This is a genomic window from Thioclava sp. UBA3469, from assembly GCF_002378135.1.
GTDB classification, from domain to species: domain Bacteria; phylum Pseudomonadota; class Alphaproteobacteria; order Rhodobacterales; family Rhodobacteraceae; genus Thioclava; species Thioclava sediminum.
On record NZ_DFRG01000069.1, the window covers coordinates 1 to 10034 of the forward strand.

Here is a 10034-nt window from a genome sequence, read left to right on the forward strand (position 1 = left end):
CAGAGCCGCGGACATGGCATCGCGCATTGCGCCCAGCATCCGCGGCGGCGCGACGAGGACGAGCGTGTCGAATTGCTCTCGCCCGAGGCCCTCTTCGAGACGATCACACAGCTGATGCGCGAAAGCGATCTCCGGCGCGTGGTCCGGATCGCCATGCGGCGCCATCGTGGCCCGCCGCCCGGGCGACCCGCTCGAGAAGCTGCGACCCGCCTTATCGCGCGGGCTCTCATGCGGCGCTTCCAGCTCGAAGACCGCCTTGCTTCCCTCGGCATCCGCCAGCACATGCGCGCTGGCGGCGTTCATCACAACGATCCATTCGGTTTTCTTCGGCTGTCGCATCGGCTCACCTATTTTGAGAACAGCACCGGCAGGTGGGATTTTTCCAACAGGCGCGTGGTCACCGCGCCAATCACGAAGTCATAGAGCCGCGAATGGCCGTAAGCGCCGACGGCGATCATCTCGGCCCCGCGTTCGCGCGCGGTGTGGAGCAACGCATCGCCGGCTTCCGAGGTCGTCTTCATCCGATCCAGAAGCGTCACGTCGAAGCCGCGCCGGTCCAGCGCCGCCGCGAGGTCGTCGCGCAGATCGTCCACGGCCTCCCGCTCGCCTTCCGACGGCGACACGGAAAGCAGATCGATCCGCGCACCATGCGCCGCAAGATAGAGCATGTCATGCACCGCCCGCATCGCCTCGCGGCTGCACGAAACCCCGACGAGGATATGCTTCGCGGGCCTATCGAGTTGCGCAGCCTCGCTCACCACCAGCACCGGACGCCCGGCCTGGCGGATCAGTTGCTCTTGCATACGCACGTCGCCCGCGCGCCCGACATGGCCCGGCACCCGGGCAGAGATGACGAGGTCGGCGGCGCGGCAGCTATCGACGAGAAAATCGATCAGCGCGTCACGCGCACCGCTCGGGCTACGAAATTCGCCCTGCACATCCTCGGCCTTGAGCGCATGTTCAAACGTCTCACGGATCTCAGCCGCCTCCTTGCGCTGCCATTCGACGAATTCGGGATAGACGATCGGATCGCTCGCAAGATCGCCGCCCAACAACGGCAGCGGCTCGACGCCATGCGCCCCAATCAGATGCGCCTCGAAGCGGCGACACAGCGCGGCCGCCATCGGGGCGAGCCAGCGGGCTTCGTCGGTCTCTAGAAAGGCAGCGGCAATGGTTCGCGGAATCATCTTGGGGCTCCTGAGTGGTCACAACGGCCCGAACCTACGGCGCTGCGCGCAAAACGGCATTGATCGTGCGCAACGTCGGATCCTTTCGCGAGGCCGCGCGCCGCTATGCGCGCCGTCAATGCGGGTGCCGCGCCGGTCATCAAAGCTTGATGCCGTTCCATCATTGAGATTCTTCGCACGGGAGATCCAGCATGACACCTCAAGCCAAAGAGATTGGCATCAAACACGAGAATACCCCGCCGACGAGCAAGACCCCGAGTGCCGAAACGCCCGCGAAAGGCGCCGCCACCAGCGCTTCTGCGCCTGCGCGCGGGCGCGATGTGTTCGGGATGTTGCGCGCGGAGATCGATCGCCTTTTCGACGATTTCACACATTCCGGACGCGATTGGTCCCGCGCTCTGAGCCTGCCAGCGGGCTTTGGCGCTCTCTCCGCCCCGGCGATGGATTTCGTCGCGAATGACGGAAGCTACGAGTTGCGCGTCGACCTGCCCGGCCTCAAGCCCGAGGAGATCGAGCTCAAGCTCGAAGACGGGCGGCTCAAGATCCACGGCGAACGCACCAGCGAGCGCGAGGCGCATGAGGGCGACTACGTCGTGCAGGAACGGAGTTCCGGCAGGCTCGAACGCATGATCGCTCTGCCGCGCGGGGTCGACCCCGACCGCATCGAGGCGGTTCTGAGCGACGGGGTCCTGACCGTGACCCTGCCGAAAACCGCCGAAGCGCGCGAGAAAGATCGCCGCATCGACGTCAAGGCGCGATGAGCGCGCATCACCCGGGCGGCCCTTCGCGCCCCGAACTGTCAGCGCGACGGGCCGCCCCCTGAACCGGGAGGACAGTCCGATGACCAGACCCGTATTTGCAACCCTCGCAGCCCTCGCATGGGCCCTGCCCGCCAGCGCGGAAGAGGCCTCCAGCAGCCCGATGACCGCGGCGCAGATGGGGGCAGATCTTTACCAGAATTACTGCGCCACCTGCCACGGCAAGAGCGCGGCAGGCGACGGGCCGCTCAGCGAATATTTCACCACGCAAGTGCCGGCGCTGACCCAGCTTTCGGCGAATAATAATGGTGAATTTCCGCTCGCGCGGGTCGTGCATCTGATCGACGGGGGCCAACAGATGCCCTTCCACCGGGGCGCGATGCCCAGCTTCGGCCCGACGATGATGGAAGAGACCGCAGGGACGGTCGGCGCGCTTAACGCGGAGGTCTACACGCGCGGGCAAATCCTGCTGATCGCGGAATATCTCGCAAGCATTCAAGGCTGAGGCAGCGTCCTCAGCGCTCCAACCGGGAGGTTTGACCGATGAAAGTGACCGGCCTGAGTGCCATCGACCACGCCCCGCAGATCGTGGCGGAATGGCTCAACGATCTGGAATATCGCTTGGACAACAAGGACCGCAGCCACGCCTATCTGCTGCTGCGCACGACCTTGCACGCGATCCGCGATTTCCTGACCACCGCGGAGGCTGCCGATCTCGGGGCGCAGCTTCCGGTGCTGCTGCGCGGGATTTACTACGACGGGTTCGTGCCCTCGCGCCAACCCGCGCATCCGCGCAATCGCGACGCTTTTGTCGGACGGGTGGCGGAGGCGTTTGCCGACCGACCGCTCGACGATCCCGAAGCGGAAGTGGCGGCGGTGTTCGATCTGCTGCATGAACGGATTTCCGAGGGCGAATATCGGCAGGTGACGCAAGCGATGCGCCACTCGCTGCGCAGCCTGCTGGCCTGACCGAAAGGGGCCGCTACGCCCGATCCTTGCGCGACGGTCGCGCCTGCGCGGTGGCGAGGATTTGTGCGACCTCCGCATCGGGAACCTGCCCGAAATAGGTGTAATAGGCCCCGACCGCCCCAAAATACGATGGCACCAGCGGGCAGATCACGCGGTCGGCCTCGGTGCGGATCGCCTCCAGTGCGTCCTCTGACGCGACCGGGATCGCGCAGACCAGCTCTTCGGGACCGGCGGCCCGCACCGCCCGCAATGCCGCGCGCATCGTGGCCCCCGTCGCCACCCCGTCATCCACGATAATCGCGACCCGCCCGGCCAGCGGCAGCCCCGGTGCGCCGTAGCGCTTGATCCGGTCGGCGATCACCTCGCGCTCGCGGGCGGCGAGGCCCTCCAAAGTCGCCTCATCGCAGCCGCTGGCGCGGATCACATCGGCGTTGCGCACCAGCACCTCGCCACGCAGCCCCGCGATCGCCGCAAGCGCCACTTCGGGATTGCTGGGCGCGCCGAGCTTGCGCACGAAGACAAGATCGAGCGGCAGATCCAGGCGCTCGGCCACCTCCCACGCGACCGGCACTCCGCCACGCGGCAGCGCAAGAACCACCGCGTCGCGCCCGCGATAGGCCTCAAGCTGACGCGCGAGGATGATCCCCGCCTCGGTCCGGTCGGTATAGCCTTCGAGATCACTCATGCGGGCCTCCCTTGCCCATGGACGCGGTCGGAAGCCAGCGTGCCGTGCCATCGAGAGCGCGGCATTGATTTTCGACAACGGTACACCGACACAATCGCCGCCCAACCGCGCCGTGCTCCGCACAAAGTGAAAAGAAATTCGGGACCGCCTCACCCGCGGCCCTATGTCGATTTGGAGTGGTCGCCGCATGCCTGAGCGCGACAGCCCGCGAGCAGGAGATCATCGCCATGAGTTTGAAAGATAACCGCATTCTCGTCGTCGGCGGCTCATCGGGGATCGGCTTCGGCGTGGCACAGGCGGCGCTCGCGCGCGGCGCGCAGGTCACGATCGCCTCACGCTCGGCGCAGAAGATCGACGAGGCCTGCGAACGGCTGGGCGGTTCCGTCGAGGGCGTGACGCTCGACACCGGCGACGCCGCCGCACTGGAGGCATTCTTCGGCGCGCGCCCCGAGTGGCACCATGTCTATTGCTCGGCGGCCAGCACCAAGGTCGCCGCAGTCAAGGATTTGCCGCTGGAAGACGCCCAAGCCTCTTTCGAGTCGAAATTCTGGGGCGCCTACCGCCTCGCCCGCGTGGCGAAGATCGCGGAAGGCGGATCGCTCACCTTCACCTCGGGTTTTCTGTCGCAACGGCCCAAATCCGGCGCGGCGATCCAGGGCGCGATCAATGCAGGGCTCGAAGGGCTGACCCGTGGCCTCGCGCTGGAATTCGCGCCGGTGCGAGTTAACTGCATCTCCCCCGGGCTGGTGAAAACCGAGATGTACGAGAGCCTTCAGGGCGATGGACGCCGCGCGATGTTCGACAATGCGGCCGAGCGTCTGCCCGCGGGCCAGGTCGGCCTGCCCGAACATATCGCCATTCAGGCGCTCGCCCTGATGGACAACCCTTACATGACCGGCTCCACCGTCTTTGTCGAAGGCGGCGGATTGCTGATCTGAGCAAGCGAAAGGACCTCCCATGAAACGCACCCCCTTGGGCACGACAGGCTTCGAGATCGCCCCCATCGTCTTTGGCGGCAACGTGTTCGGCTGGACGCTGGACGAGGCCGAAAGCTTCCGCATCCTCGACGCCTTCATCGACCACGGGTTCGACGCGATCGACACCGCCGACGTCTATTCGAAATGGGCCGAGGGCAATTCGGGCGGCGAATCCGAGACGGTTCTGGGCCGCTGGTTCGAGGCGCGTCCCGGCATGCGTGACAAGGTGAAGCTGTTCACCAAGGTCGGCTCCGATATGGGCGGACCGGGCGAAAAGGGCCTCGGCGCGGAGTGGATTTCCAAAGCCATCGACCGTTCGCTGGAGCGGCTCAAGACCGATCACGTCGATCTCTATTTCTCGCATTGGCCCGATGACAGCGTCAGCCATGCCGAGACGCTGGCCGCCTATGACAAACTGCTCAAGGCAGGCAAGGTGCGCGCGATCGGGGCCTCGAATTACGATGCCGATCTGCTGACGGCGGCGCTGGAGACCGCGGATAAAGAGGGGCTGCCGCGCTATCAGGTGATCCAGCCGGAATATAACCTTTATGACCGTGACGGCTTCGACGGGCCGCTGCGCGATCTCTGCCTGCGCGAGAATATCGGCGTGGTCACCTATTTCTCGCTCGCCGCCGGGTTCCTGTCGGGCAAATACCGCTCGAAAGCCGATCTTGAGGGCCGCAAGCGTGGCGGAATGGTCGAGAAATACCTGACAGATCGCGGCATGGCGATCCTCGACGTGCTTGAAGACGTGGCCAGCCAGAAAGGTGCGAAACCGGCCGAGGTCGCGACGGCATGGTTGATCAACCGCGAGGGCGTCAGCGCTCCGATCGCGAGCGCCACAAGCCTCTCGCAGGTGGAAAGCTTCGCGAAGGCTGTCGAGATGAGCCTGACCGACGAAGAGATGCGCCGTCTGACCGACGCGGGCGCTTAATATCTCCTAACTCCCGGGTGGCCTGTCGGGCCGCCCGATCCTCCCCTCCCGACCGGACCCCATGTACATGTATGAAACCGTTTTGCTGATCGTGGCGGCCTTGATCGTCGGGATGTCGAAGGGTGGGCTTTCGACAGCCGCGGCCATCGCAGTGCCGATGCTGGCGCTGTTCATGAACCCGGTGAAAGCGGCGGCGACGCTGCTGCCGGTCTATATCGTGACCGATTGGGTCGGCGTCTGGCTCTACCGCCACCATTTCTCGAAGCGGAACCTCTATATCCTTGTGCCTGCGATCCTCGCGGGTGTGGCCATCGCGACCCTTATCACGCCCTACACACCCGAATGGGCGCTGCTGGTCTTCACTGGGTTGATCGGTATCTGGCATGTCGCGCGGGCGTGGTTGAAGCGGCATGACGACAGCCAAGCCGAGGCGAAAGTCGTCCCGGGGCTGTTCTGGGGCACACTGACCGGCATCGCGAGCTTCATCACCCATTCCGGCGCGCCGCCGGTGCAGGCTTATCTCTTGCCGCAGAAACTGCCGAAACTGGAATTCGCGGGTACCATCGCCATCGCCTTCGCGATCGGGAATATCGTGAAACTCCCCGCCTATTGGGTGATCGGCCAGCTCGACGGGCTGAACTGGTCGCTCGTCGCGGGACTTGCGGTGGCAGGCATCGCGGGCACCGTCGCGGGGCGCTGGCTGACCGCGCGGCTGTCGCAGCAGCTCTACATGCGGGTCATCCAGATCATGCTGGCGGTGCTGTCGGTCCTGCTGCTGATCCGCGGCGGGATGCAGGTGATGTGATCAGCGCGGCGGGTAATGGCTGCGCAGGGTCATCGCGTCCTGCCCGATCAGCCGCGTGACCGAATTCCCATTCTCCGAGAAGATCGAACTTTGCGTGTAGTATGGGTCTTCCAGATCGGTCGAGAAGCCCAGCGACTGCACGATTTCCTCCAGCACGACCGAGCGGATATCGCGCATCTGGATGTCCCGGCTGAAGGCGATATCGGCATCGGTGATCCGGCCCGTATTCGTCTGCCAATAGAACGTCACCTTCGCGACCGTGCCCGGTCCTAACCGCCTGCCGTTGAGCCGCATCGACGGCGTTCCCCGCACGGTGCCCCCCACGGGCGTATCGGTCAGATAGAGATTGATATCGGCGGGACGCGCCCCGGCATAGCTCAGATGCAGCGCGGCGCCGGTCTTGTTGATCTGGTCGATCGCGGCGCGGGCGGCCTCTTCGATGGCATGGGCGCGCTTGGCGGGGAAATGCTTGGACCGGAAGGCGATGCCCACCGTGAGATCGCGGCACTTGCTCGCGGCCCATCGGCGATAGGGCAAGGTGCAGGCGCCCCCGGGTCGCGCGGCGCAGGCCATCGCCCGGTAGAAGTCGCGATCGCTCATCTTGCCGGAATTGGCGATGTTGCGATCAGCGGCGGTGTCGCGCGCCTGCGCGGGGAGCGCGAGGCTGAGTGCAAGCGCAAGGCAGGTCGCGCCGGGGGCGAGACCGCGGGCAATACTTATTGATTTCTCAAATAGTTGCAGACCGATCTTAAAGCCCTCTCTTAACTCAGAACCGAACAGGCGCGGCGGGTGGCGAAGGCATAACCTTCGATCCCGAAGCCTGCCAGAACCCCCTCCGCGCGTTGCGAGATGAAGGAATGATGGCGGAAGTTTTCCCGCTTGTGAACATTGGAAATATGCACTTCGAAGACCGGCCCCTCGAAGGTGTTGAGCGCATCGAGGATCGCGACGGAGGTGTGGGTATAGGCGCCGGCATTGATCACGATGGCGCAGGCCGCATCGCGCGCACGGTGGATCTGCTCGACGATCTCGCCCTCGAAATTCGACTGAAACAGCGCGACCTCGAAGCCCCTGGGCTGCGCCTCCTCGCGGCAGATCCGCTCCACGTCCTCGAGCGTGTCCGAGCCGTAAATCTCGGGCTGGCGCTTGCCCAGAAGGTTCAGGTTCGGGCCGTTGAGGATATGGATGGTCTTCGACATTCTGCGCTCCGGATGGCGCGTGGGACGGGCGCGCCCTGCCCCAGCGCGGATCATTTCCCCAAGCTATAGGGCCTTGCGCGGGTTCGCGTCCAGCAAAAGCGGGGCGTTCCTCGACCAACTCAACGCGATCAAGACATCCCGGACGCCGCCGCGCCCCGGTCCTTCCCGCATGAAAAGGCCGGGCGCTGTGGCCCGGCCTTCTCTCGTCATGGGTCTTGCGATCACTCGGCAGGGTTCGCCTGCGCCCCTTGCGGTGCCGGTGGTGGGGTCGGATCGGCCCCGTAGAGATCGCCCGGCAATTCGGAGGGCATCGCGTGATCGGCCTCCTCGTCGCTCTGGTAGCGCTGGTTGTGGCGATAGAGCATCAAGGGGTCCCATCGCAGCGCCTTCAGCAATCCGACGAGGATGAAGAAGCACACGATCGCGAAGGGGAAGCCCGCCACGACCGCCGCCGCCTGCAGCGCGTTCAGCCCGCCTGCGAGCAGCAGCACCGAGGCCACCGCGCCTTCCGTGATCGCCCAGAAGATCCGCTGAACCTTCGGCGGATCGGCATCGCCGCCCGCAGTCAGCATGTCGATCACGAAAGAGCCCGAGTCCGAGGAGGTCACGAACCACATCACGATCAGGATCACCGTGAAGCCCGACATCACCTTCGCCGCCGGGAAATGGTCGAGCAGCGCGAACATCGCGTCGCCATAGGCGTTCTTCGTCGCATCCACGATGGTGCTGTCACCGCCCAACGAGATGTCGAGCGCAGTGCCGCCGAAGGCGCAGAACCAGAAGAACATGATCGTCGTCGGCAGCAGCATCACGCCCACCACGAATTCGCGGATCGTGCGCCCTTTCGAAATGCGCGCGATGAAGACGCCAACGAAGGGCGACCAGGAGATCCACCACGCCCAGTAGAAGATGGTCCAGCTATTCTGCCACGAGCCGTCTTTCTGCCACGCCTCGGTCCAGGAACCCCAGCTGACGAGCTCCGCGATGTAGTCGCCATAGCTTTGGACGAAGAGGTCGAAGATGAAGATGGTCGGGCCGACGATCACCATGAAGGCGAGGAACACGATCGACAGGCCGATATTGAGGTTCGACAGCCGCTTGATCCCGCCATCGAGGCCCGCCACGACCGACAGGGTCGCCGCCGCCGTGATGCAGGCGATGATGATGATCTGCACGAAGGGCGATTGGTCGATGCCGAAGACGGTGCCGAGGCCCGAATTGATCTGCATCGCACCAAGGCCGAGCGAGGTCACGATCCCGAACATGGTGCCGAAGACCGCGAGAATATCGACCGCAGAGCCCCACGGCCCGTAGATCTTCTCGCCCAGAAGCGGATAGAGCGCCGAGCGGATCGTCAGCGGCAGGCCCTTGCGGAAGTGGAAATAAGCCAGCGCCAGCGCCACGACCGCATAGATCGCCCAGGCCTGGAAGCCCCAATGCATGAAGGCGATGGTCATCGCTTGCCGGGCGGAGGCTTGGGTTTCCGCCTCGCCGACGGGCGGGGCGAAGAAGTGATACAGGGGCTCGGCCACGCCCCAATAGATCAGACCGATCCCGATCCCGGCCGAGAACAGCATCGCCGTCCATGAAAAAAGCCCGTAAGCGGGCTTGTCGGTCATGCGACCCAGTCGGATATCGCCATAAGGTCCGAAGGCGAGAAAGACGGTTGCGGCAAGGAACAGGTTCACCTCGACGATCAGCGCCCAACCGAGGTTGGTCGCGAGCCAGTCCTGCAAGCCGGTGAAGAGCGCCTTGGCCTGATCGCTGAACATGGCGCCGAAGATGATGAACCCGATGATGAGGACCGCAGAGACGAGGAACACCGTCTTGTGGACCTTGGGGAATATGAACAGCCGTTCTTGCGGCATCTTATCGTGCATTGGTCTCCCTTTCTGTTGGTGCGCCGGATCGCGTCGGTTGACGAAACTGGGCGCCCAATCCCCGCACGTCTCGGCAGGGTTCCCTCGGATCGATCAATGTTTCATGCGTGCGCCGGGTTCCGCCGATTTGTGAAAAAGCAAATCGCACGCGACGGAATGAGGGGACTTGGCAGCGAGGAGATTTTCGCTCAATCTGCCGCTCAGGGCTGAAGGCGATGGCGTCGCCGGCGCAGCTTGCGCCCGCCCGATCACCCATCCTGCACGCCGGGATCTTGCTTTGTCGCAGCGCGCGACGGGGGAAGATCGTCCCTCGGCGCGCTGCGGCCTCTGAGAAGGAAGAGTGCCGATGGACCGTCCTGCTTTTTACCGCTTTCACCAAGGCGAGCGCATCCTGCCCTTCGCCGCCACCGAATACGATGCACGGCTCGCGGGTCTGCGCGCGGCGATGAATGAGGCGGGCATTGACGCCTGCCTGTTCACCTCGATGCACAACATCGCCTATTACTCGGGCTTTCTGTATTGCGCCTTCGGGCGGCCCTATGCGCTGGTCGTGACAGCGAGCGACAGCGTGACGATCTCGGCGGGGATCGATGCCGCGCAGCCGTGGCGGCGCTGCCATGGCGACAACATCACCTATACC

Annotated in this window: 13 protein-coding genes; 7 read left to right on the forward strand and 6 right to left on the reverse strand. The window is 64.6% G+C overall.

Features of this window, described 5'->3' with window-relative positions; all coding sequences use genetic code 11:
• Both B3D39_RS06125 and B3D39_RS06130 read right to left on the reverse strand, forming a co-directional pair.
• Window positions 1-339: host attachment protein (locus B3D39_RS06125; RefSeq protein WP_286789513.1), on the reverse strand; the 339-nt coding region annotated here is incomplete at its 3' end.
• An 8-nt stretch (window positions 340-347) separates the two neighbouring features.
• Window positions 348-1187, reverse strand: coding sequence for a universal stress protein (locus tag B3D39_RS06130; RefSeq protein ID WP_274962560.1), 840 nt, complete (start codon window positions 1185-1187; stop codon window positions 348-350).
• 191 nt (window positions 1188-1378) lie between these two features.
• On the opposite strand from B3D39_RS06130, the gene B3D39_RS06135 reads away from it, so the two are divergent.
• From B3D39_RS06135 to B3D39_RS06145, 3 genes are all read left to right on the forward strand, one after another.
• Entirely contained in the window at window positions 1379-1948 is a 570-nt protein-coding gene (locus B3D39_RS06135; RefSeq protein WP_274962559.1) for an Hsp20/alpha crystallin family protein, read from the forward strand.
• 79 nt (window positions 1949-2027) lie between these two features.
• Window positions 2028-2450 carry a c-type cytochrome gene (locus B3D39_RS06140; RefSeq protein WP_274962558.1) on the forward strand — a complete coding sequence of 141 codons (423 nt, stop codon included), beginning with the start codon at window positions 2028-2030 and terminating at the stop codon, window positions 2448-2450.
• Window positions 2451-2488: 38 nt separating this feature from the next.
• Window positions 2489-2914, forward strand: coding sequence for a DUF2267 domain-containing protein (locus tag B3D39_RS06145; protein ID WP_078523151.1), 426 nt, complete (start codon window positions 2489-2491; stop codon window positions 2912-2914).
• Window positions 2915-2927: 13 nt separating this feature from the next.
• On the opposite strand, the gene B3D39_RS06150 is transcribed toward B3D39_RS06145, so the two are convergent.
• On the reverse strand, window positions 2928-3599 hold the full coding sequence (locus B3D39_RS06150) for a phosphoribosyltransferase (RefSeq protein ID WP_274962557.1): 672 nt from the start codon (window positions 3597-3599) through the stop codon (window positions 2928-2930).
• Between the two features lie 227 nt (window positions 3600-3826).
• On the opposite strand from B3D39_RS06150, the gene B3D39_RS06155 reads away from it, so the two are divergent.
• The 3 genes from B3D39_RS06155 (at window position 3827) to B3D39_RS06165 (ending at window position 6315) form a co-directional block, all read left to right on the forward strand.
• Entirely contained in the window at window positions 3827-4537 is a 711-nt protein-coding gene (locus B3D39_RS06155) for an SDR family oxidoreductase (protein WP_274962556.1), read from the forward strand.
• Between the two features lie 19 nt (window positions 4538-4556).
• A complete protein-coding gene (locus tag B3D39_RS06160) occupies window positions 4557-5510 on the forward strand; it encodes an aldo/keto reductase (protein ID WP_274962555.1) in 954 nt (317 codons plus the stop codon).
• Between the two features lie 67 nt (window positions 5511-5577).
• Window positions 5578-6315: a sulfite exporter TauE/SafE family protein gene (locus tag B3D39_RS06165; protein WP_078541317.1), complete on the forward strand. Its 738-nt coding sequence runs from the start codon at window positions 5578-5580 to the stop codon at window positions 6313-6315.
• Here B3D39_RS06165 and B3D39_RS06170 read toward each other — a convergent pair whose 3' ends face one another.
• The 3 genes from B3D39_RS06170 to B3D39_RS06180 all read right to left on the reverse strand — a co-directional run bounded on the left by B3D39_RS06170 (window position 6316) and on the right by B3D39_RS06180 (window position 9394).
• Window positions 6316-6915, reverse strand: coding sequence for a DUF2927 domain-containing protein (locus B3D39_RS06170; RefSeq protein ID WP_078601543.1), 600 nt, complete (start codon window positions 6913-6915; stop codon window positions 6316-6318).
• A 161-nt stretch (window positions 6916-7076) separates the two neighbouring features.
• Entirely contained in the window at window positions 7077-7514 is a 438-nt protein-coding gene (aroQ, locus tag B3D39_RS06175) for a type II 3-dehydroquinate dehydratase (RefSeq protein WP_274962554.1), read from the reverse strand.
• A gap of 221 nt (window positions 7515-7735) precedes the next feature.
• On the reverse strand, window positions 7736-9394 hold the full coding sequence (locus B3D39_RS06180; RefSeq protein WP_078572177.1) for a BCCT family transporter: 1659 nt from the start codon (window positions 9392-9394) through the stop codon (window positions 7736-7738).
• Between the two features lie 346 nt (window positions 9395-9740).
• Here B3D39_RS06180 and B3D39_RS06185 point away from each other — a divergent pair.
• Window positions 9741-10034: aminopeptidase P family N-terminal domain-containing protein (locus B3D39_RS06185; RefSeq protein ID WP_286789514.1), on the forward strand; the 294-nt coding region annotated here is incomplete at its 3' end.